At 42.8% G+C, this 20,342-nt stretch carries 25 protein-coding genes; 7 read left to right on the forward strand and 18 right to left on the reverse strand.

Annotated features, from left to right (window positions below; translation table 11 throughout):
* Position 1 precedes the first annotated feature (1 nt).
* The 3 genes from JSY38_RS03840 to bluB all read left to right on the forward strand — a co-directional run bounded on the left by JSY38_RS03840 (position 2) and on the right by bluB (position 3,142).
* The gene (locus tag JSY38_RS03840) at positions 2–1,768 is read left to right on the forward strand and encodes a sodium:solute symporter family protein (RefSeq protein ID WP_205115360.1); all 1,767 of its coding nucleotides are present in this window, start codon (positions 2–4) and stop codon (positions 1,766–1,768) included.
* A 99-nt stretch (positions 1,769–1,867) separates the two neighbouring features.
* Positions 1,868–2,395, forward strand: coding sequence for a hypothetical protein (locus tag JSY38_RS03845; protein WP_205115361.1), 528 nt, complete (start codon positions 1,868–1,870; stop codon positions 2,393–2,395).
* Positions 2,396–2,485: 90 nt separating this feature from the next.
* The gene (gene bluB, locus JSY38_RS03850) at positions 2,486–3,142 is read left to right on the forward strand and encodes a 5,6-dimethylbenzimidazole synthase (protein ID WP_205115364.1); all 657 of its coding nucleotides are present in this window, start codon (positions 2,486–2,488) and stop codon (positions 3,140–3,142) included.
* A 53-nt stretch (positions 3,143–3,195) separates the two neighbouring features.
* On the opposite strand, the gene JSY38_RS03855 is transcribed toward bluB, so the two are convergent.
* On the reverse strand, positions 3,196–4,431 hold the full coding sequence (locus JSY38_RS03855; protein ID WP_205115366.1) for an aminotransferase class V-fold PLP-dependent enzyme: 1,236 nt from the start codon (positions 4,429–4,431) through the stop codon (positions 3,196–3,198).
* Between the two features lie 264 nt (positions 4,432–4,695).
* Between JSY38_RS03855 and JSY38_RS03860 the strand changes: the two genes are divergently transcribed.
* From JSY38_RS03860 to JSY38_RS03870, 3 genes are all read left to right on the forward strand, one after another.
* Positions 4,696–4,899 carry an RSP_7527 family protein gene (locus JSY38_RS03860; protein ID WP_114411662.1) on the forward strand — a complete coding sequence of 68 codons (204 nt, stop codon included), beginning with the start codon at positions 4,696–4,698 and terminating at the stop codon, positions 4,897–4,899.
* Positions 4,900–5,201: 302 nt separating this feature from the next.
* Positions 5,202–5,573, forward strand: a complete 372-nt coding sequence (locus JSY38_RS03865) for a glutathione S-transferase N-terminal domain-containing protein (protein WP_205115368.1) — start codon at positions 5,202–5,204, stop codon at positions 5,571–5,573.
* Between the two features lie 47 nt (positions 5,574–5,620).
* Positions 5,621–6,085, forward strand: a complete 465-nt coding sequence (locus JSY38_RS03870) for a GNAT family N-acetyltransferase (RefSeq protein WP_114411660.1) — start codon at positions 5,621–5,623, stop codon at positions 6,083–6,085.
* Here the strand turns inward: JSY38_RS03870 and JSY38_RS03875 are convergent.
* The 5 genes from JSY38_RS03875 to JSY38_RS03895 form a co-directional block, all read right to left on the reverse strand.
* Positions 6,054–6,677, reverse strand: coding sequence for a uracil-DNA glycosylase family protein (locus JSY38_RS03875; protein ID WP_205115370.1), 624 nt, complete (start codon positions 6,675–6,677; stop codon positions 6,054–6,056). The two genes, JSY38_RS03870 and JSY38_RS03875, sit on opposite strands and share 32 nt — an antisense overlap.
* Before the next feature lie 21 nt (positions 6,678–6,698).
* A complete protein-coding gene (locus JSY38_RS03880) occupies positions 6,699–7,541 on the reverse strand; it encodes a DUF6279 family lipoprotein (RefSeq protein ID WP_205115372.1) in 843 nt (280 codons plus the stop codon).
* Between the two features lie 220 nt (positions 7,542–7,761).
* The gene (locus JSY38_RS03885) at positions 7,762–8,244 is read right to left on the reverse strand and encodes an FKBP-type peptidyl-prolyl cis-trans isomerase (protein ID WP_205115374.1); all 483 of its coding nucleotides are present in this window, start codon (positions 8,242–8,244) and stop codon (positions 7,762–7,764) included.
* Between the two features lie 302 nt (positions 8,245–8,546).
* A complete protein-coding gene (locus JSY38_RS03890) occupies positions 8,547–8,981 on the reverse strand; it encodes a GNAT family N-acetyltransferase (protein WP_205115375.1) in 435 nt (144 codons plus the stop codon).
* Positions 8,982–9,022: 41 nt separating this feature from the next.
* Positions 9,023–9,385, reverse strand: a complete 363-nt coding sequence (locus tag JSY38_RS03895) for a DOPA 4,5-dioxygenase family protein (protein ID WP_114411655.1) — start codon at positions 9,383–9,385, stop codon at positions 9,023–9,025.
* Positions 9,386–9,610: 225 nt separating this feature from the next.
* Here JSY38_RS03895 and JSY38_RS03900 point away from each other — a divergent pair, with 225 nt between their 5' ends.
* The gene (locus JSY38_RS03900; RefSeq protein WP_205115376.1) at positions 9,611–13,069 is read left to right on the forward strand and encodes a PAS domain-containing hybrid sensor histidine kinase/response regulator; all 3,459 of its coding nucleotides are present in this window, start codon (positions 9,611–9,613) and stop codon (positions 13,067–13,069) included.
* Positions 13,070–13,075: 6 nt separating this feature from the next.
* Here JSY38_RS03900 and JSY38_RS03905 read toward each other — a convergent pair whose 3' ends face one another.
* The 12 genes from JSY38_RS03905 to cobS all read right to left on the reverse strand — a co-directional run bounded on the left by JSY38_RS03905 (position 13,076) and on the right by cobS (position 20,323).
* Complete coding sequence (locus tag JSY38_RS03905; RefSeq protein ID WP_205115377.1) at positions 13,076–13,705, reverse strand: TetR family transcriptional regulator C-terminal domain-containing protein; 630 nt, start codon at positions 13,703–13,705, stop codon at positions 13,076–13,078.
* Positions 13,706–13,862: 157 nt separating this feature from the next.
* Positions 13,863–14,231 (reverse strand): DUF2750 domain-containing protein, encoded by a 369-nt coding sequence (locus tag JSY38_RS03910; RefSeq protein ID WP_114411652.1) that lies wholly within the window; start codon positions 14,229–14,231, stop codon positions 13,863–13,865.
* 14 nt (positions 14,232–14,245) lie between these two features.
* Positions 14,246–14,935, reverse strand: a complete 690-nt coding sequence (locus tag JSY38_RS03915) for a pseudouridine synthase (protein ID WP_205115379.1) — start codon at positions 14,933–14,935, stop codon at positions 14,246–14,248.
* A gap of 26 nt (positions 14,936–14,961) precedes the next feature.
* Positions 14,962–15,492, reverse strand: a complete 531-nt coding sequence (locus JSY38_RS03920; protein WP_114411650.1) for a GNAT family N-acetyltransferase — start codon at positions 15,490–15,492, stop codon at positions 14,962–14,964.
* 149 nt (positions 15,493–15,641) lie between these two features.
* On the reverse strand, positions 15,642–16,262 hold the full coding sequence (locus JSY38_RS03925) for a YitT family protein (protein ID WP_114411649.1): 621 nt from the start codon (positions 16,260–16,262) through the stop codon (positions 15,642–15,644).
* Between the two features lie 131 nt (positions 16,263–16,393).
* Positions 16,394–16,678, reverse strand: coding sequence for a S24/S26 family peptidase (locus JSY38_RS03930; RefSeq protein ID WP_114411648.1), 285 nt, complete (start codon positions 16,676–16,678; stop codon positions 16,394–16,396).
* A gap of 94 nt (positions 16,679–16,772) precedes the next feature.
* Entirely contained in the window at positions 16,773–16,997 is a 225-nt protein-coding gene (locus JSY38_RS03935; protein WP_205115381.1) for a hypothetical protein, read from the reverse strand.
* Positions 16,988–17,431, reverse strand: coding sequence for a tetratricopeptide repeat protein (locus JSY38_RS03940; protein ID WP_205115383.1), 444 nt, complete (start codon positions 17,429–17,431; stop codon positions 16,988–16,990). Before JSY38_RS03940 ends, JSY38_RS03935 begins: the two co-directional genes overlap by 10 nt.
* Positions 17,432–17,624: 193 nt before the next feature.
* Entirely contained in the window at positions 17,625–18,260 is a 636-nt protein-coding gene (gene cobO, locus JSY38_RS03945; protein ID WP_205115385.1) for a cob(I)yrinic acid a,c-diamide adenosyltransferase, read from the reverse strand.
* A 49-nt stretch (positions 18,261–18,309) separates the two neighbouring features.
* A complete protein-coding gene (locus tag JSY38_RS03950; RefSeq protein ID WP_114411645.1) occupies positions 18,310–18,924 on the reverse strand; it encodes a trimeric intracellular cation channel family protein in 615 nt (204 codons plus the stop codon).
* Between the two features lie 20 nt (positions 18,925–18,944).
* Positions 18,945–19,535 carry a histidine phosphatase family protein gene (locus JSY38_RS03955; protein WP_205115390.1) on the reverse strand — a complete coding sequence of 197 codons (591 nt, stop codon included), beginning with the start codon at positions 19,533–19,535 and terminating at the stop codon, positions 18,945–18,947.
* On the reverse strand, positions 19,532–20,323 hold the full coding sequence (gene cobS, locus JSY38_RS03960; protein WP_239544313.1) for an adenosylcobinamide-GDP ribazoletransferase: 792 nt from the start codon (positions 20,321–20,323) through the stop codon (positions 19,532–19,534). The genes JSY38_RS03955 and cobS overlap by 4 nt, the downstream gene beginning before the upstream one ends.
* Positions 20,324–20,342 lie beyond the last annotated feature (19 nt).

The raw sequence follows: 20,342 nt of genomic DNA on the forward strand, positions 1-20,342 counted from the left end.
TATGGATCAGTTTACTATCAATTTACTTTTCGTCGGCGGTTCTTTCGCGCTTTACTTCGGTATTGCCTTCTGGGCACGCGCTGGATCAACGAAAGAGTTTTATGTCGCAGGTGGTGGTGTTCACCCAGTATTAAACGGGATGGCAACAGCAGCAGACTGGATGTCAGCGGCATCCTTCATTTCTATGGCGGGTTTGATCGCAGCAGGCGGTTACGCTAACTCTACCTTCTTAATGGGTTGGACTGGTGGTTACGTATTGCTTGCAATGCTTCTCGCACCTTATCTACGTAAGTTCGGTAAGTTCACTGTGCCTGACTTTATCGGTGACCGCTTTTATAGCAAAACGGCTCGATTAGTTGCAGTAGCATGTTTGATCATTGCGTCTGTTACTTACGTTATCGGTCAAATGACAGGTGCTGGCGTTGCCTTCTCCCGCTTCTTAGAAGTAGAAAGCAATACTGGCCTAATGATTGCTGCGGTTGTTGTATTCTTCTATGCGGTATTGGGTGGTATGAAAGGCATCACTTATACGCAAGTTGCACAGTACGTTGTATTGATCATTGCATATACTATCCCTGCTATTTTCATCTCGTTGCAATTAACGGATACCTTCATACCGGCTATAGGTCTTTTCTCAACTCACACCGAATCTGGTATGCCATTGTTGCAAAAACTGGATGAAGTAGTACGAGAACTGGGCTTCCAAGATTACACCGCGGACGTAGATAACAAACTAAACATGGTTCTGTTCACACTGTCATTGATGATAGGTACAGCAGGTCTACCACACGTTATCATTCGCTTCTTCACCGTTCCTAAAGTAGCGGATGCACGTTGGTCTGCTGGTTGGGCATTAGTTTTTATCGCTTTGCTATATCTAACAGCGCCTGCTGTTGCGTCTATGGCTCGTTTAAATCTAATGACCACTATCTATCCTTCAGGTCCAACAGAAGCGCCTATTGAGTACGCTGAGCGTCCTGATTGGGTACAAACTTGGGAAACAACAGGTTTAATCAAGTTTGAAGATAAAAACGGTGACGGTCGAGTTCAATTCTACAACGATGTGCCTGCATTCCAAGAAGAAGCAACAGCACGTGGTTGGGAAGGTAATGAGTTAGTCGTTAACCGAGACATTCTAGTCTTGGCAAACCCAGAAATTGCAAACCTTCCAGGTTGGGTTATTGGTCTGATTGCTGCTGGTGGTCTTGCCGCTGCACTATCAACCGCAGCCGGTCTGCTCTTAGCAATCTCATCTGCAATAAGTCATGACTTAATAAAAGGGTCGATAAACCCTAATATTAGTGACAAAGGAGAACTAACCGTTGCAAGGATATCCATGTTCGTTGCGATTATTGTTGCCACCTATCTCGGTATGAATCCACCCGGATTCGCCGCGCAGGTAGTAGCATTGGCCTTTGGTATTGCGGCAGCATCTATCTTCCCTGCACTCATGATGGGTATCTTCTCTAAGCGCGTGAACAGCACAGGCGCGGTTGCTGGCATGTTGGCTGGGTTAATCTCAACCTTGGTTTACATCTTCTTATTCCTTGGTTGGTTCTTTATTCCAGGCACAGCTTCTTTAGCAAATACGCCAGACAATTGGTTGTTCGGGATCTCACCATTGTCATTCGGTGCCATTGGCGCGGTGATTAACTTTGTGGTTGCATTCACTGTGTCTTCAATGACAGCACCACCACCAAAAGAAATCCAAGACCTTGTTGAAAGCGTTCGTTACCCTCAAGGTGCTGGCGGTGCAGTTGACCACTAAGGTTTAACAAAGCACTTGCTATCAAGTGGGCCTCACTTCTTTGTGAGGCCCACTTTCCCTATAATAAGATTCCATACAAAATCAAAAAAGAGAGCACTTATGTTTTGGGAACTCATAGCTACCGTTTTTGCCGGTATTGGCGGCGCAGGTATTGCACTGTTGTTAAGAAAGATAACCAAGCAAATCGCTCCGAAATGGCTGGTTCCTGTATTTGCCGGTGTTGCCATGCTTGGCTTTCAAATCCAAGGAGAATACGATTGGTACGACCATCAAACTAGCTTGTTACCAGAGGGTGTTGTCGTTGTAAAAACCGTCCAAGAAGAAGCCCCATGGCGTCCTTGGAGCTACGTATTTCCACAAACGCTTCGTTTTATCGCTGCCGACGTAGCCAACTCTGCAAAAAATAAAATAGACCCGAATCTTGTTCTCGTTGACTTATACTTTTTCGAACGTCGCAGCATGGCGAAGCGTGTCCCACAAATAGTCGATTGTGTGCAAGGCGCCAGAACCGACTTTACTCAATCATTTAGCGCTTCATCAAGCTCGAAAAAACAATCCTCTTCAACGTGGTATCCGCTTGAAAACGATGACTTATTACTAAAAGCGGTTTGCAGTGATCAAGTCTAAAAAAGTCTCTTTAACCTAAATTTTCCTCATTAGCATAAAACACTATAACGCCTCATAATATCGATTTACCCAATAGCGAAAGTCGATATTATGAACATCACTCCAGCAGAACGCGACGCGGTTTACAAAACCATATTTTCCCGCCGAGATGTGCGACGAGAATTCAAACCAGATCCAATTCCAAATGATGTTTTAGAACGCGTTTTACTGGCTGCACACCATGCACCGAGTGTCGGTTTTATGCAGCCTTGGGACTTCATTCTTGTCTCTAAGCCAGAATCCAAAACACAAATTAAACAAGGTTTTCTAAAAGCACACGCAGAAGCCGCCGAGCTATTTGAAGGCGAACGCAAGGAGCAATACAAAAGCTTCAAACTAGAAGGCATTGAAGAAGCACCATTGGGTATTTGCGTGACTTGTGATCGCAGTCGAACAGGTTCCGTCGTACTAGGACGCACAGCCAAACCAGAAATGGATTTATTCAGCTCTGTTTGCGCGGTACAAAACCTATGGCTAGCCGCAAGAGCAGAAAACCTCGGCGTTGGCTGGGTCAGTATTGTTCATGACAAGGTAATACGCGATACGCTCAACATTCCTGAATCCATCGATATCATTGCCTATTTATGCGTGGGTTATGTCGAAGAATTTCATGACACACCAGATCTTGAAAGAGCTGGCTGGTTACCAAGACGAGATGCTAGTTCTGCAATCCATTATGATTCCTGGCCGGAGCCAACTAAAGAATAATTCACTCTAAAAAACCAGCGAGAGCAGAGACTAAACCTGCCCTCGCACTCGCTCTATGAGAGCGCTTTATCTAAAGCCTCGATCAACTGATCCATTTCTTCGTCATTGGTATAATGTACAAATGACAAACGAACTACGCCCGTATTTACATCCACTCCCATGGCTTCTAACAAACGTACGGCGTAAAAGTGCCCTGCGCCACAAATAATGCCTTGATCCACCAACTTCTGCGCCAGCTCTTGAGGCGTTTGTCCTTTAGGAATAATAGATACCGTTGCCGCTTTATTGGCAGGATCGGCCGTTCCAAGTAAGGTCAATTTGGGATGTTGGTCAACAAAATTAAGTAACCTAGCCAATAAGACTTGCTCGGCATCATGCAACAAATTTCGCACACGTTGGGCTTTTTCGGTAACAGAATCCGTCGCATCAAAGTGATGATCGTGCAAGGCATCAAAATAATCCAATACTCCACGGCTCGCTGCCACTTGAGCATGATCAGGCCCAGCTGGCACAAACCATTTTTGACGATAAGCTTTGTTAAAATAATGCGCTTGATTGCCCAATTCATCCGCCATAGCATCGCGAATAACCATGACACCAAGATGTGTTCCGTAGGCTTTATAAAGCGAGAACAAGTAAATGTCAGCGCCAAGAGAACCCACATCTGGCAAGCCATGGCCCGCAAAGGACACACCATCCACCAAAGTTGCCACACCCGCTGCTTTCGCTCGTGCGCAAATATCCGCTACTGGATTAATTTCTGCCACAATATTTGAGCAATGAGTAAAGGCTAAAAGCTTGGTTCGCTCAGTAAAAAGCGTTTCTAAATCTTTTATATCTAACGACCCTGTCTTTGCATTCACTTGCCATTCTTTAATCACGACCCCACGCGATTCCAGCGCACGCCAAACACCAATATTTGCTTCATGGTCTTGATTGGTCACTATGATTTCATCACCAGCTTCTAAGATCTTGCCGAAGGCTTGTGCCAAAACATAAGTATTCTGAGACGTCGAAGGACCAAGGTGCACTTCACTAGTATCTACATTCAAATAAGACGCTAAGCGTTCATACGTTAGGTCCATCTGAGCTCCCGCTTTTTGTGCCGCAGGATGAAGATGATAAGGTTGTAGTTTCGTCTCTCGATAATATTGATCTAAATGATCAATCACCGCCTGACAAGCATAAGACCCACCAGCATTATCAAAAAAGGCCTGACCCGCTAAAGAAGGTTCGTTAAAAGCTGGGAATTGGGAGCGAGCAAACGCTAAATCTAATCTAGGTGCCATCACTTTATCTCCATATTAAAAGCTATTCACTGTCTTTATTAATCACACATTATCTTAGTCAAAGGTATAGCTAACCAACATAGCAGCCCTAACTGCCTCTGTGAATAGGCTGACAGAAAGCACAACACTCATTGATTAGTTTTTTTCACCTATGGCTGTATTTTTTATCGTTTGTCTTATTTACACAGAGTTTCTACTATATAAGCATCAAAACGAAGTTTGTTTTGGCCCTAATTTAAACAACGAACTGATAAGGATTACATCATGAAAAACACTCAAACTATTGCAGACCTTCTACAAAACGTTAACACTTCTTATTTAACTGACGCTGAAAAATACGAAGCTATTGCTCGTGCTGAACGCGCTGAATACATCGTTGCTGGTTTTTCATCTGCAGTTCAAGCGGTTAAAAAAGCAGTACTAAAATTGAAAACGACATTCGTTTCATCTTCTGCTCAGCACGCTTAATAAAACAAAGAGTCGAACTATTTTGGAGAAGCATCCACTTTCATAAGTAGATACTTTGGCTTACTCCAACAGACTTTTTGAACAGGAAATGGCGCTAGAATAAAAACATTAAGCGCTTCCCCTGCTCACACCTCTCTTTATATCTCCTTTTCTTCTTGAATAAACACTTTCCTTTTACTTCCTCACACTAGTATGCCGAAATGCTATTTGATTAAGACAATTTGCTTCTCATTCGACTATCGCTTAAACATTATGCACTTTAGCGTTAGAATATTGCGATTTTCAACAGGGCAAGAAGCAGCATGAAACTATTTATCAAACTTATTCGTAATTTACTGGGCCTTATCATTGCAACACTGGATGTTTTAACACGAGGAACAAAGCTCAAGCGATCACTAGAAGAACAGCAGCAAGTAAATGTTCAGGCTGCTAATTTAGCGCTTTATCAGTTTTTTGCTTGTCCATTCTGCATTAAAACACGTCGAGCTATCTACAAGCTGAACCTTCCTATTGAAAAACGCAATGCCCAAGAAGGATCACCGCATCGTGAAGCCTTATTGCAAGGTGGAGGAAAGGTAAAAGTTCCCTGCCTACGCATAGAAGAAGAAGGCAAAGTCGAATGGCTGTACGAATCATCTGAGATCATTCGATACCTTGAAAAGCGCTTTGCTTAGTACATAAGCCAATTGAATTTTTCCATTAATAAAACATAGGAAACAATATGATCTGGCATTGCCAAGCGTTTAATGAGCTAACCACTCACACCTTATACGCTATTCTCAAGCTTCGTAGTGACGTCTTTGTTGTCGAACAAAATTGTGTTTTTCCGGATTTGGATGATGTCGATACCCTGCCAGATACCCGACATATTTACGCCCTAAAAGACAATCAAATCGTCGCATATGCTCGACTGCTAGCAAAAGACGTTTCTTACTCTGGCTACACCAGCATAGGACGAGTCGTTGTCGCACAAGAAAGCCGTAAAGATAAAATTGGCCACGTACTAATGACAAATGCGATTAAAGCCACTCTGAAACTTTGGCCAGACAGCCCGATTAAAATTGGGGCGCAGTCTCACCTTGAGCGCTTCTACCAATCCCACGGTTTTATTACTGTGTCCGATCCCTATATGGAAGATGGCATAGAACATTACCTCATGACGAGGATGACTGACGTAAACAGTTAACCCGCGATTTTAGCTCAGGCAAAACTTCTGCTTCAAACCAAGGGTTTTGCTTGAGCCAGCGGTTATTCCTTGGGCTTGGGTGAGGTAATACTAATTTACCTTGCTCCATCCAATACTGCCACTGCCTCACCTGCTCCGTCACGTTTCCTGACTTACCTAAATGATACGTTTGCGCATAAGCTCCCAGTACAATAGTTAATTCAATATGCTTCAGCTGACTAAGTACAGCCTCTCGCCATTTAATAGCGCATTCAGGGAGTGGTGGTAAATCACCGGACTTTCTCCCAGCTGATGGTCCATTTTTATGAAAGCTATTCCCAGGAAAGCAAAAACCCATGGGAACAATAGCCACTTGCTGCTCATCGTAAAATTCATCTACTGACAATCCAAGCCAATCACGCAAGCGGTCTCCACTTAAATCATCAAAGGGACGACCAATATCATGGGTCTTTTGACCTGGCGCTTGCCCGGCAATTAATAGCTTAGCGTTTGGGTGAATTTGCAGAATAGGCTTCGGGGGATAAGGCAAAACATCGGCACAGTACTGACAGCCAAGAATGTCCTGCTTCAATTTGATAAAGGCATCTGCCATTGTTATTTATCCGTTATATAATTAATCTGAAATCAAATCCTCAGTTAAATTAATCCACTCTTCAAGCTTAGCATCGAGCTTTAATTTTTGTTTTTGGGTAAAAGTGCGGTTGAGCTCTGCCAACATGTGAGCATACAAACGTACGTTATGATCTAACTTTTCTTGATATGAAGAGGTTTTGAACTGGTCTGGGTTGCGAATAACTTGGGTAAGTTGCTGCTTAAACTCTAGACTATCTGGATTCGCAAAAATGTCTCTTACCACATCTTGTAAGCGAGTTTGATAGGCCGTTTGCTCACTAGATATTGAGATAAATGTCGGTGCATACTGCTTGATAACATTATTCTGTTGCTGGCTTAGCTTACCTACATTATCTTCAACGAACTCAGTTAAACGCTTCTCTCGACGAGTTAACCGCTCCTTCTCTGTTCGCTTTTCAAATTCAGACTGGCGTTCTTGTATTTTCTTATGCCATGAAGTTAGTAAGCCTTCTACCTGCTCTGTAGATAATTTTTGCGCAATATCTGCCAGCTCTGGTGCAATTTTCGTTCGAAAGCGATTCAGGTGTTGCTGTGCTTCATCGAATTCACTCAGCCATTGCTCTCCAGTGAGAATCCCAGAATTTAACTTAGCTCTCAGGCTTTTGAGCTGAATTTGATACCTTTCAAGTTCTGTAGAACGATGCCAGCTTTGCCATGAAGCAATGCGCTCGTCCAACGCAGACTCTTGATCCGCCGATAAATCTATATAGTCGTCGACATACCAATAAAGCAGCCAATCAATATTGTTGTACACAAAAGATGATGAACAGGCGCTCAAAAGAAAACTAAACAATACTACTATAGGAAACTTAGCCTTCTTCATTTGCGATCCCACTCCTTAAGTCACGTAATATAAATTAATTTTATATTTATCCTGTACGAGCACATCAATCAAACGGATTACTTTAATAGGGGTAAGGAAGAATTTATATGATAATAAAGCCTTCCCTACCATTTCTAACACATAAAAAAGCGGCTTCTGCTTGTCATTATAACAGTCAGAAGCCGCTTACTTTATATTCTGCTATTTCTAAGAAATAGGCTTAGTGCTGATGACCGCCTTCACCGTGGACATGTCCGTGCTCTAGCTCTTCTTCAGAAGCAGCACGTACATCGATGATCTCTACATCAAAGCTCAATGTTTTGCCTGCTAAAGGATGGTTACCATCTAGCATAACGCCATCTTCTTCAACTGCGATAACAGTTACTGGCTGTTGACCACCAGGAGTCTGAGCCATGAATTGCATGCCAACTTGGATTTCATCAACGCCTTGGAAATTTTCAGTTGGTACTTTTTGGATCAACTCTTGATGAACTGCACCGTAACCATCTTCAGGTGCAACAGACACAGCAAGTTTATCACCAGCTGCTTTACCTTGAAGGGCTTTGTCTAGACCATCAATGATATTTTGCGCGCCACTTAGAAATACTAAAGGGTCTTGACCTACAGAAGAATCAAGCTCTTGGCCTTGTTCATCAGTTAATGTGTAGTGCATGCTAACAACGGCGTTTTCTGTGATTTGCATTGTATTCTCCTAATGAGTAAATAATTAATAATGAGGGAACGAGAGCTTGATACAAGCAAACCTTACATTTCAACAATAAGCGTTACACCGCCACAACACGAACCCAAACAATAGTTGCTGACATTATGATAACGTCCCATAAACGCAATAACTACCGTATAAGCGTAGAAGTTTGGTACGTTCGACGATTTTTAAAGGGATGTTTACCCAATAATTAGAAAAAAAATCAAAAAAATTTCATATTGATCAATTTTAAAACAATATTTGAGCTCTTTTTCAGGTATGCAAAGCTAGTTGAGTGATTATACAAAGTGCTCGATTTGAAAAACTGATTGCGTTTTTGCGCTAGAGAAACCTAATGCAGAATAAAAAGTTTTTGCACCTTCACGGATATCATTAGTGCGAACTCGTAAACAAACCTGCTCATCTGTCGCCCACTCTTTCGCCATTTCTACCAAAGAGCGCCCTACACCTTTTAGCCGTGCTTGATCAGATACAGACAAACCAAGAATTTCAATAAAATCTGTCGAAGCCGCTCGAAAAGCGTGCTGGGCATGGAGCCAGCCAATCAACTGGCCATTCAACTCCGCCACCCAAACTTGGTCATTACAGGAGTTTATCAATCGATTAAGACGTTTTACGGCTAAGGTTTCTGAACTGCTACTTTGATAACCCAAAGCCGAAGCGATATCGGCTATCGCCTTAGCATCTTGTAACTGAGCCTTTCGAATTTTCATACTTTCCAGCCCCCACCCACTCATTAACTATTTTAAAAACACTACTGTCTAGAGGAAGTAAATTGAGAGATATCAAGCTCATAAGCGTTTCCTAGCCAGCTAATACCCTGCGTATGATCCACATACTCATCCCCAGTAATAGGGTGCACAAAAACATCCAGTGATTGGCGATTAAGCATTAACCATGGAATTATCTTACCAAAAGTCTCAGCTGTGAATGAAAGCTGACAACTCCATACAGGATGTGGGCCGACCGGTTTCAGATGAAAACGTCCAATACGAATTTCAAATAATTCGTCTGCTTGCTCTGCTACCTGTTTAGCGATTTCAACGCCCGCTTCATCATTGTAATAAAGGTGAGCATGAAACGCCTTGATGTTCTTATATGAAGGAAGTGTGCTCATTTTTACTCCAAACCTTGTAGGTATATATCGTTAATTTCTTGATATTGATTCTAGCATTAGTCAGCATTTCAAAAGAGCTTGTTGTAGTAAAAGCAGTATTTCTAGATCAGAAACAATGCTCCCATACATTACGCTACCTTAGTCGTAGAGGATTCTTTAAGAAGCTGTGTTACATTTAATTCATACAACAATAATCTCTCAGCCTATATTCAGGTATCGAATTAAATGACTGTTTTCTGGGTTCTGTTAGCTATCCTTTATGTTTTAGGTCTGTTCTGGATCGCTATTTGGGGCGATAAAGAAAGTCCAACGGCCAAAAAGCTGACTCGCCACCCCTTGGTCTACAGCCTTTCTCTAGCTATTTATTGTACGGCATGGACATTCTATGGATCGATTGGTGAGGCCTCTCGCTCTGGCTGGAGTTACCTGCCCATTTTGCTAGGACCAATTCTCTTATATTTGCTTGCTTTCCCGATGCTGCGAAAAATGATCACTGTAAGCCGCAAGCAAAACATTACTTCAATCGCAGATTTTATCTCTTCTCGATATGGCAAACGCCCAATGACGGCCCCTTTAGTCATATTAATCAGTATGCTTGCTGTAATTCCTTATATTGCCTTGCAACTAAAAGCCATCGGTTCAAATTTTGCTCTATTTGTTAACCAAGACGAATCCTCTACGGGATTTGTCGTTTTGTTCGCGACGATATTAATTGGTATCTTTGCGATGTTATTTGGTACACGTAAAGTTGAAGTGACGGAATATCGTTCAGGTATGATGCTCGCCATAGGAACAGAATCATTATTCAAGCTCATTGCCATTGTTGCGGTTGGTTTAGTCGCCATATTAATGACACAAGAACTTTCACTCGATGAAATGAGTCAGAATGTCGACTTTACTGTGTGGCACCCAGAGCAATTTTTGTCGTTTCCGTTTCTAATGCAAACCTTCATGTCTGCTGCTGCCGTTATCTGTTTACCGCGCCAATTCCATGTCACCGTGGTTGATCATCAAAATGATAAACAATCCAATACAGCACGCTGGCTCTTTCCTCTTTATCTATTAATTTTTGCCGCTATTATTCCCCCCATCGCCATTGCCGGACAAAGCCTTTTTTCTGCCGACATTAATCCAGACACTTACGTTATTCAGTTTGCACTAGTCTCAGACAACTTACCGCTGCAGATGTTGATATTTCTGGGCGGAATGTCAGCCACCACCGCGATGATCATTATTGCCACCTTCGCTCTAAGTATAATGATCAGTAATGATGTAATTTTGCCTCTAATGCTGGCGCGTGCCAGCGCTCAGCAACAAGCGCTACCACTTTATCGGCGCCGTATATTAATGATCCGTCGCTTGGCGATGATAGGAATTTTAGCGCTATCTTTTTTGTATTATCAGAACATGGCCAATGCAGAGTCATTAGCGAGCACTGGTATACTGGCCTTTTCGCTAGTTTTACAACTTATGCCCGCGGTGCTTGGCGGTCTATATTGGAAACGCGCTCACGCCCATGGCGTTTATGCGGGCCTAACATTGGGATTTCTATCCTGGATGTTACTAATGATGCTGCCACTAACAGGCAACATGGATTGGACTCTCTACAGTGCGCAATCACGCTCTGAACTTATCAGCTACGGGGCTTTTATCAGCCTACTCGCTAATATTTTTGGCTATATCACCGGTTCTTTATTATCCACAGAGCGCCTAATTGACCGCATTCAAGCAACAGCTTTTGTCAGCCCAACAACCGAACTAGAAAAAGGCTTCTTTAAACCTAAAAGCAAAGCGACTAACAGTGATTTTTTTGTTTTGTTAGAAACTTTTTTAGGAAAGCAAAAATGCCAACAAGTCCTATCCAGTTTTGAACAAGATTACAGCCAAACACTGCAAAATAATGCATCACCAAATCGACTTTTTGTTGATTACTGTGAACGTATTTTAGGTGGTGTCTTAGGAGGCTCTTCGGCACGCACCATTATCAATTCCATCCTAGTTGATAAACAAATCAAAGTAGAAGAAATGGTAACCTACCTGGATGAAACAACCCAAGCCATTCAGTTCAGCCAAAACCTCTTATTTGTTTCCATGGACAATTTAGACCAAGGCATCAGCGTCGTCGATAAAGAACTACGAATAGTCGCTTGGAACAAGACTTATCTATCGCTCTACCCATACCCAGAAGGCATGCTGACCGTCGGATTGCCTGTTGAAGAATTGATTCGCTTTAATGCCGAACGTGGAGAGTGTGGCGTTGGCGAGATAGAAGAGCTCGTTAATAAGCGATTAGAACATCTAAGGAAAGGCACAACGCACCGCTTTTTACGTCGTCGTGGCAGTGGTCGCGTTATCGAAATGGTGGGCAATCCACTCCCTGACGGTGGCTTTGTCACCAGTTTTACCGACGTCACCGAGCATATTGAAAGTCAGCAAGCGCTCAAAGAAGCCAACATAGATTTAGAAAAACGCGTTGAAGCTCGTACAGAAGAAGTTCAAGGCGTCAACAATGAGTTAATGCAAGAAATTGAGCGCCGTAATCAAGCTGAAAAAGCACTAATTAGTGCCAAAGCCGAAGCCGAAAAAGCCAACGCCTCAAAAACCGAGTTTCTTGCACTTGCTAGCCACGATATCCTACAGCCATTAAACGCGGCCAAGCTTTACATGGGGATTTTACAGTCCACCCAGCTACCAAATGATACCAACCAAGTCATTGGTAAATTATCCGACTCCTTAGAGTCCACAGAAGCCTTGATTTCAACCCTATTGGAAATCGCTCGACTGGACCAAGGCGCTATTCAACCCAAGTTAATCGACTGTTGTTTACAGGATATTTTAGCGCCTATCATCGCCGAATTCGGTGTAATTGCCGAAAGTAAAAACCTAAAACTAACCACACATTTGCGCCCATTCAGAGTTCATACAGACCCAATCTATTTACGTCGTATTATCCAAAACTTTGTCTCTAACGCCGTAAAATACACACAACACGGCCGAGTACTCTTAAGTGTTCGCCCCAAAGGCAGTGCAGTATATCTACAAGTCTGGGACACTGGCGTCGGCATTCCCGCTTCCGAGCAAAAGAAGATATTTGATGATTTCTACCGTTGGGAAAACACCCAAGAACCGGGTATGGGATTAGGGCTTGGACTGGTACGTCGTATGCAAAAGCAATTGGGCTTGGCGACGAAAATACATTCCACTCCGGGACGCGGAAGCTGCTTCAGCATTGGTATTCCTTTAGCTAAAAGTAATGATATTGTCGACCTCGCAAGACCACAAACAGCAAGTACGGAGCCAGAAAAGCTGGCACATTGTTATGTTTGGTGTATCGACGATGAAAAGAACAATCTAACGGCAATGAACACCCTCCTCACCCATTGGCAGTGTGATTGTAGGACCTTTAATCGTTTCCAAGATGCGCTAGAAGCTGAAGGTGAAGCAGAATTGCTGTTAGTAGATTATCACCTTGATGATAATAAAGATGGTTTGTCCCTAATCAAAGAACTCAGAAACCGAGCAGGAAAAACCATACCTGCGGTTTTGATTACCGCTCTGCGCGATCCGGAACTGGTTGAACAATGTAAACAACACAATATTACCTACATGGCAAAACCAGCAAAGCCCGCAAAATTACGGGCTTTGGTACAACACATTCATCAACTAAGAGAAGATGAGAAGTAATAGCGCTTAGCTTGCAGTCGGTAAAGTTAGACCACAACCAGCTAGAATAATACCGCTAACGGTATCACCAATGCGGTGTAGATCTTCATCTCCCAATGATTCTATGCCACTCAGCGCCAAAACCTGCGCCTCAAAGTCGGCATAATGCTGCGTCGTTGACCAAATCATGTAGATAACACTAGCAGGATCACATTGGCGCATTTTGCCCGCATCCATCCAACCTTGTAGCAGTTCAGTACGCGATTTAAACCAAGGTCTAAGCTCTTCTTTAAGATAGTCACCGATATGCAATGCACCACCAATAACTTCCATCGCAAATAGTCGCGACGTGCCAGGGTTATCAAAGCTTTGTTTTAGTTTTACTCGTATAAAACTGTCCAGTACCACAGCAGGATCATCGTCCAAAGTGGCACGATCAAATAGGTCGTTCCACCCCATCAATGTTTGATCAAGTACTTGCTTGTACAAATTGGCTTTAGACTGAAAATAATAAATGATATTGGGTTTAGGCAAGCCTGCCCGCTCAGCAATGTGCTGCAAGCTAGCGCCGCTGTAACCTTTAAGCCCGAACTCCATTTCAGCGGCTTCTAAGATTTTGACAAAGACTTCTTCACGGTGATTTTGACGTTTGCTCATGGGGGAGTTGAGTCCTTAATTGTATTTTTTGCGAACAGCACTGAAGCAAGACATAAACTCTCCCAACCTCCCCCTTGGGAGGGAGAGAAGCAAGCTAATTTCCTTACCTCACCTTGTGTCTTTGAAGGGGAGGATTAGGGAGGGGTTATTTTTTATATTAAGCAAGTAAATCCGTTAACTCTTGCGCTGTCGATAACTTACCTTCGTCTTCAATGTTTGGAAAAACGGCAACGGTAATATTGTCTAATGCAAGGCTTGGTAACCACTCACCCTTAAACGTCTCTAGGGAAACTGAAACAGGTTCACAGTCATCCCAATCTTCAATCGCCCACTGGCTGGCAAATTCCGCATCAGGCCAAACCATTACGCAATCACCATCGTCAGTTTCAACCATGACGAAGCCTTCTTCGTTGCTTAGGCTCCAAACCAATTCCGTCGCTTTTGCTTGTTCAATAAAATACGCCAAACGCTCGCTATCTGGGGCGATTAACAACTGAACGCGTTCTTCCATCGATAATTCTTTCATTCTTCAATCTCTTATTAAAAGTAAGCTACTTCTGCATCAGTCAATTGACGGAATTCACCTGCCTCTAGGTCGGCATCCAACGAAAGTGGGCCTATTTGATCGCGGTGAAGTTCTTCTACTTTATTGCCAACTGCCGCTAACATTCTTTTTACTTGGTGATATTTACCTTCTTGAATCGTTAAATAAATATCACACTCGCTAATTCGCTCAGCAGTAGCGGGTAAGGTTGGTTGTGCCTCGCCATTCAACATAACCCCTTCCTCCAACTGCTTTAAATCACTATCGTTAATAGGGTCTGCCAACATCATACGGTAGCGTTTATTACAAGCATTACGTGGTGACGTAATACGATGCAGCCATTGTCCATCAGTGGTTAATAGCAATAAACCTGTGGTGTCTTTATCCAAGCGGCCCACAATTTTTAGCTCTTGCCCTAAATGTGAAGGCAGTAAATCCAATACGGTAGGATGATCAGGGTCTTGAGTTGCGCAGACGTAGCCTGCAGGTTTATACATCAAATAATACCCTTCAGATGGCCACGCTAAAAGGGTGTCATCTAGGCAAACCTTATCCCCTTCCTGCACGGTGTAGTTGGCTTTCTTAACCACCTCTCCATTAACCGTAACACGGCCTTTAGATGCCGCTATTTTTGCTGCTTTACGTGCCAATTCAGTCACATGGGATATATAAAAATCAAGTCTCAAGGGAGTCGCCTATGGCTTTGTTTAAATTAAGAGAATACTTCGTGAGTGGTTTCAATTTCTTTGTAGAAAAATGTGGCATTGTGCAGCATACCGCTTGCACTGCGCGTGTAACCAGGAACTTCACCAAACGGAATATAGCCCATATTGACATACATGTCGTGAGCAATATCATCGCTTCTCACTTCCAGTATCAACAGTTGCCTTTGCATCGCTGCGGCGACACGCTCTACCCCTTGCATTAGGGTACTTCCTAAACCGTGCTCTCGTGCTTGCGTATGAACCATCAGCTTTTCGACATCACAACGATGCAACGCGTTCGCTTTTGGAGACATAGCGATCTGCACACTTCCAACAACTTTGTCGTCTTCACGAACCAACAAAACTTGTCGAGCATTGGCCTGCAGATCATCGTTTACGATCTGCCAATACGCTTTTGCTTCGGATTCGCTCATTGGTGGTAAAAAACCAATTGGCGCACCTGAATCCACCGCATCACACAAGAGCTCAATTAGATCATCCAGATAGGGATTAAGGTTGTCTACTTTAAGTAATTCCAAACGCTTTTCCTCGCACTTTTGGTTGAGGTAATAATACCTGAGCGTAGCTCTGTTAGGAAACGCCTACCTACGAGTTCAACATCAAGACAGAAAAAAAGACGACCTAAGTCGCCTTTTTAATATTTTTTCTCGCGTGCGGTTAGCTATAACTACACATTACCCATGTAGCGGCCAGGCTTATGGTTTACTGCAATAATCATATTTAATGCAACAGCACCAACAACCGAGATAAGAATTAACGTGTAATCAACAACAAACACAGACAGTAGTACAATCATACAATCAACTGCCATCTGGAATTTCCCCATGGAGATTCCATATTTTTCAGCCAAATAGCGTGCCAGAATATTAAGTCCGCCCAGACTAGCGTTATGACGAAATAACATTAAAAAACCCACGCCCATCAAAAAACCACCAGCAATACTGGCATACAACGGATTAACTTCATTGAAGTTGACTAACATCGGAGTCACATCAGCAAAGACCGACAAGCAAAATACAGAAAGAAAAGTCTTAATAGTGAATTCCCAACCAAAATGTATAATCGCTAAAACATAAAATGGCAGGTTGATTAAGAAAAATGCCTGACCAAAAGTCAAAGGCGTTGCATACTTCATTAGAAAAGCCAACCCAGCAGACCCTCCGGTTAACAGGCCAGCATGAGTATAAAGGTTCACACCTAACGCAATAATTAAGGTACCAAGAATCACAGCTTGGACATCTTCAAGGCGTGTGTGTTTTTTCACTGTTGGTAGCTCGGCAGTTGACATGGTTTTCTCACTGAATAAATGATTAAGGTTGATATGCGTGGATTCTAGAGAAAAAAATGCTCTAGACCAACATCAGACTCGTAAACCGTTTTATCAGCTTTTAGGAAACCGTCTAGATTTCTGTACACCTTTTATGATGCACATATCTGACTGATAACTTTTCCAATGACGCGCCTAGGTGATACCCAACCAATGCGTTCGGATTGCAGGCTTTTGTTTGCTTCACCACCAAGCCAGAGCTGACCATCGGGTGCAATATGCAGGATTTTTTTAATAATCAAACCATAGAAAGCATGGTCCACAACCACAATATGACCAGCACTCAACTTGCGATACCATCGGCTGATGCAAACAAAATCGCCATCGTGTAAATGCGGGGCCATACTTTCCCCCTGCACTTTTATTAAGTGGAACATAATCACACCTATATAATGCTATTCGCTATTTAATTGTTCACAAGACGCTTTTGCGACTTTAAAAGATATCACTTTATCCAAGATCTTCATCAGATTATGCATCATGATGTTCGCCCTCCTCTTGCTGTCGTGTTTTTCGATGACGAATCCACTGCTTATAAACAAGGCTTCCAACAATAGCAAAAAGACCAGAACCAACCGCAAGAAGGTGAAGTAGCCCGTTAACTCCCCATGCAGAATCGACTTGACCTGAACTTGCCTGCAAATAGGAACTCAGCATCATGCCCGCTAATAATTGCAGTTTAATAGCTAATGGCATACGTAAGCATTTGGCGCTGTAATCGCGCTGGATAAAGCCTGCATCAACGTCTTGCTTTGCGCCGACACATCTTTTTGATAAGACTGCGTAAAAAGATCCCATTCAAAGCGAATATGAGTAGCAGTGCGCATGATCAAGCTGCGTTGCTCATTGTTCATATCTGGACGAGATATAACAGTTTGTAAAAAATGGACAGCGCGTTCAAATTGCGTATTTGCCGAAATAAAATCACCCAGCGCAGTGTATGACTCGGCAATATTAAGAAAGCTAACAGCCGCCGCAGCCACGGCAGACTCAGCATCCCGAAAAAAGTCTTCATCAAACGAACGCTCTGCTTCGCACAAAGCTTGCCGATTCAGATCGACAGCATCAGTAAAAGCATTGTTTGAATACGCTCGATTTGCCTGTCTAGTTAAACGCTCCCAATCCTGCATTGTCTTCTCCACGATTTGTTATGATACATATTAAAATCTAATGAGAATCATTATCGTAAAAGAAGTAGAATAAATCCAGCTATATTGAGAATTAATCTCATTTATTTTTTAAAACTAATACCTGAGAATAAAATAAAGCACTGAAGGAAACGGAAGGAAGATGGAAAAAGAAAAAAGCAGCTCGCAATGCGAGCTACCATTCGATACCTATTTGAGCTTTAACACCATTCGCAAAAGCATGCCGCTCGTTGCCAATTTTACTGTGTGTATCAACGCTATCTAACAATACTCTTGGCGCAGTTCGGCCTGTCATCATCACATTTTGGTGAGCTGGACGAGCAGCCAAAGCAGCGATCAAATCGTCTTCGTTTAAATAGCCATACTTATACATATAAGTAATTTCATCTAGCAAAACAAAATGCACGCTAGAATCAGCCAACACACTTTTAGCCAGTTCCCATGCTTGCTCTGCGGCTTCTTTTTCCAACTCAGGGTTACGTGTTTCCCATGTAAAACCATGACCCATTACATGAAAATCAACCAAAGGATGGGAGCCAAAGAACAGCTGCTCACCCGTTGCTTTACGGCCTTTTATAAACTGAATAACCGCACTTTTTTGGCCATGCCCTAAAGCACGCGCCATGGTACCAAACGCACTAGAACTTTTGCCTTTACCATTACCCGTTAGCAAAATGGTCACACCACGCTCTTCCGTTGCCGCTGCGATGCGCTGATCGACCACTGCCTTTTTCTTCAATAAGCGAGCTTCATTCTTCTCGGCCAGTTCGTCTTTTTGTTGGCTTTTTTTACCTAGGGAAAGATCCGTCATAATTTATCTCTTTTTTTATACTGTTTTTTTCACGCTATTTTGTTCCGTACTACCTTTTTTTGTACAACAGCCAACTTGGGTAATACAAATCTTTATGTATCGCGAACACCCTTAGTATAAAGACTAAAGACACCGCGTAAATCGAGTTAAACTCATGGGTCGGCACGTTTTTTTCAAGTAGCACCAATAACAAAGCGCCCAAAAACGCAGGTGTCGCATAAAACTCTCGCCCCAACACTAAAGGAGGGCGATGACTTAATACATCACGAATAATGCCACCAGCTACACCCGTAATAATTCCCATAGTAATCGCGATGGTGGGCGAGAAACCTAAATCTAAAACTTTTTCTGTTGCCACAACAGTAAACAAGGCCAGACCAAAAGAATCAGCATAATGAAACACTGTCTGCCTATCTTCAATAAACCTAACCGTAAAAAAAGCCAATGCCGATGACAAAAATGCCACCCATAAATAAGATGTATCCTCGACCCAGTAAACCGTTTCAACAGATAAAACTGTATCTCTAATCGTGCCACCACCTAAGGAAGTCACCATACCAAGAAACACGACACTAAACAGATCCATGTCTTTTTTACCGGATGAAATAACCCCTGTTACTGCAAACGCAGCAATACCAAACATCCCCAAAAAATATAGCAACATTATTTATTTACTCGATAAGCCTAAGCAGAAACCCAATCACCCGCACCCAATCGCTTCAACATGACAAAATCTCCCTGTACAGAGAGCTCTGTCACACTGCTAAAGCCGACATCAATTCGGTGGCATTGATCCAAGGGCCATTGGCAAAGCATGCTGACAAACACCTTGATAACACCAGAATGAGCAACCAACACACAATTTTCCATCGGCGCATCTTTCACAGAAAGCCACCATTGCCACACACGATCTGCGACAACCTGCAATGACTCACCACGATAAGGTGAGGCATGGACAATATCCTCAGCCCACAAGTCTATTTCTTGCTTTGGAATATCCTGCCAGCGGCGTCCTTCCCAATCACCAAAATCCAGCTCCTTCAAAGCAGAAGCAACATGAGAGCGCCCATCAGAAATATGCTCAGCCAATTGGGCAGCGCGAGTTAATGGGCTGTGAAAACATACGTTGGCTTCACCATCGAAATCAATTGATAAAGCATTTTTCAGCGCCTTTGCCCCCTTTTCCCATCCATCGGCAAGTGGCACATCCATATCACCATAGCAAAGGCCTTTCTCAACCTCAGGCCTTGGATGACGAATCAAATACAGCTTCACGAATAAGAAACCAGCAGACAAAAAATAACCAAAATCTCACCCAGTTGCTCGCTTGCTCCTAACGTATCACCATTAAAACCATCAATTTTTTTGCGTAAATAATGGCGAATCAAAAAGACCAAAATAACCGACAAAACAAGGGTAAAAACCAAATACAATAAGTTGAAAGCCAATACGCCAATCAATAAACAAGGTACCAACGCAATACACCATTCAATTGGGCCCAGCTTAGCAATCATATTAGAAGCCTTACTTTGCCCAAGGCTCACATACTTGAGCGTATGCATTAATAGCAAAGGGATAAAGCGTGCAATCACATGCACTACACACCAAGCACTTAGCGTATAAATAAAGCCTAAAAACGAATCGGGAATAGCTTGTAGAAGTTCATTCAGCAGTAGCCATTTTAGCGACATAGAAAACCAAATAGACAAGGCAGCATAACTACCAATACGCGAGTCCTTCATAATAGTTAGACGTTGCTCTTTATCCCAACCTCCCACTAAGCCATCACAACTGTCCATCAAACCATCTTCATGAAAACCACCCGTAATTAATACTGCAGTTAACAACATCAACAAGGCTTGCAAGGAAGACGACCAGTCAAACCACAAAGACCAAGCACTCAACAAACCAACCACTAGACCAATCCATGGTAAAAAGCACACCGCCGGGGTGTGCTTTACGTCATCGCTCCAATCCACTTTTAATGGGATCCGAGTGTAGGTCACCAAGCTGCGTTTAAAGCCTTGCCAATAAGGAGCAATCACCACGCCTTTCATATTCATTATTACCTAATAAAGAGTT

The sequence above is a fragment of the Marinomonas foliarum genome (assembly GCF_016906065.1).
Lineage (GTDB): Bacteria > Pseudomonadota > Gammaproteobacteria > Pseudomonadales > Marinomonadaceae > Marinomonas > Marinomonas foliarum.

What these genes read in the sequence shown, in the direction of transcription:
- bluB (WP_205115364.1), top strand. Translation starts at nt 2,486, where the DNA reads ATGAACATCACTCCAGCAGAACGCGACGCGGTTTACAAAACCATATTT.
- cobO (WP_205115385.1), bottom strand. Translation starts at nt 18,260, where the DNA reads ATGACGGATCTTTCCCTAGGTAAAAAAAGCCAACAAAAAGACGAACTG.
- JSY38_RS03910 (WP_114411652.1), bottom strand. Translation starts at nt 14,231, where the DNA reads ATGAAAGAATTATCGATGGAAGAACGCGTTCAGTTGTTAATCGCCCCA.
- JSY38_RS03855 (WP_205115366.1), bottom strand. Translation starts at nt 4,431, where the DNA reads ATGGCACCTAGATTAGATTTAGCGTTTGCTCGCTCCCAATTCCCAGCT.
- JSY38_RS03940 (WP_205115383.1), bottom strand. Translation starts at nt 17,431, where the DNA reads ATGCAGGATTGGGAGCGTTTAACTAGACAGGCAAATCGAGCGTATTCA.
- JSY38_RS03885 (WP_205115374.1), bottom strand. Translation starts at nt 8,244, where the DNA reads ATGCAAATCACAGAAAACGCCGTTGTTAGCATGCACTACACATTAACT.
- JSY38_RS03870 (WP_114411660.1), top strand. Translation starts at nt 5,621, where the DNA reads ATGATCTGGCATTGCCAAGCGTTTAATGAGCTAACCACTCACACCTTA.
- JSY38_RS03930 (WP_114411648.1), bottom strand. Translation starts at nt 16,678, where the DNA reads ATGTTCCACTTAATAAAAGTGCAGGGGGAAAGTATGGCCCCGCATTTA.
- JSY38_RS03925 (WP_114411649.1), bottom strand. Translation starts at nt 16,262, where the DNA reads ATGTCAACTGCCGAGCTACCAACAGTGAAAAAACACACACGCCTTGAA.
- cobS (WP_239544313.1), bottom strand. Translation starts at nt 20,323, where the DNA reads ATGAATATGAAAGGCGTGGTGATTGCTCCTTATTGGCAAGGCTTTAAA.
- JSY38_RS03905 (WP_205115377.1), bottom strand. Translation starts at nt 13,705, where the DNA reads ATGAGCAAACGTCAAAATCACCGTGAAGAAGTCTTTGTCAAAATCTTA.
- JSY38_RS03950 (WP_114411645.1), bottom strand. Translation starts at nt 18,924, where the DNA reads ATGTTGCTATATTTTTTGGGGATGTTTGGTATTGCTGCGTTTGCAGTA.
- JSY38_RS03900 (WP_205115376.1), top strand. Translation starts at nt 9,611, where the DNA reads ATGACTGTTTTCTGGGTTCTGTTAGCTATCCTTTATGTTTTAGGTCTG.
- JSY38_RS03875 (WP_205115370.1), bottom strand. Translation starts at nt 6,677, where the DNA reads ATGGCAGATGCCTTTATCAAATTGAAGCAGGACATTCTTGGCTGTCAG.
- JSY38_RS03865 (WP_205115368.1), top strand. Translation starts at nt 5,202, where the DNA reads ATGAAACTATTTATCAAACTTATTCGTAATTTACTGGGCCTTATCATT.
- JSY38_RS03935 (WP_205115381.1), bottom strand. Translation starts at nt 16,997, where the DNA reads ATGCCATTAGCTATTAAACTGCAATTATTAGCGGGCATGATGCTGAGT.
- JSY38_RS03845 (WP_205115361.1), top strand. Translation starts at nt 1,868, where the DNA reads ATGTTTTGGGAACTCATAGCTACCGTTTTTGCCGGTATTGGCGGCGCA.
- JSY38_RS03880 (WP_205115372.1), bottom strand. Translation starts at nt 7,541, where the DNA reads ATGAAGAAGGCTAAGTTTCCTATAGTAGTATTGTTTAGTTTTCTTTTG.
- JSY38_RS03890 (WP_205115375.1), bottom strand. Translation starts at nt 8,981, where the DNA reads ATGAAAATTCGAAAGGCTCAGTTACAAGATGCTAAGGCGATAGCCGAT.
- JSY38_RS03860 (WP_114411662.1), top strand. Translation starts at nt 4,696, where the DNA reads ATGAAAAACACTCAAACTATTGCAGACCTTCTACAAAACGTTAACACT.
- JSY38_RS03895 (WP_114411655.1), bottom strand. Translation starts at nt 9,385, where the DNA reads ATGAGCACACTTCCTTCATATAAGAACATCAAGGCGTTTCATGCTCAC.
- JSY38_RS03840 (WP_205115360.1), top strand. Translation starts at nt 2, where the DNA reads ATGGATCAGTTTACTATCAATTTACTTTTCGTCGGCGGTTCTTTCGCG.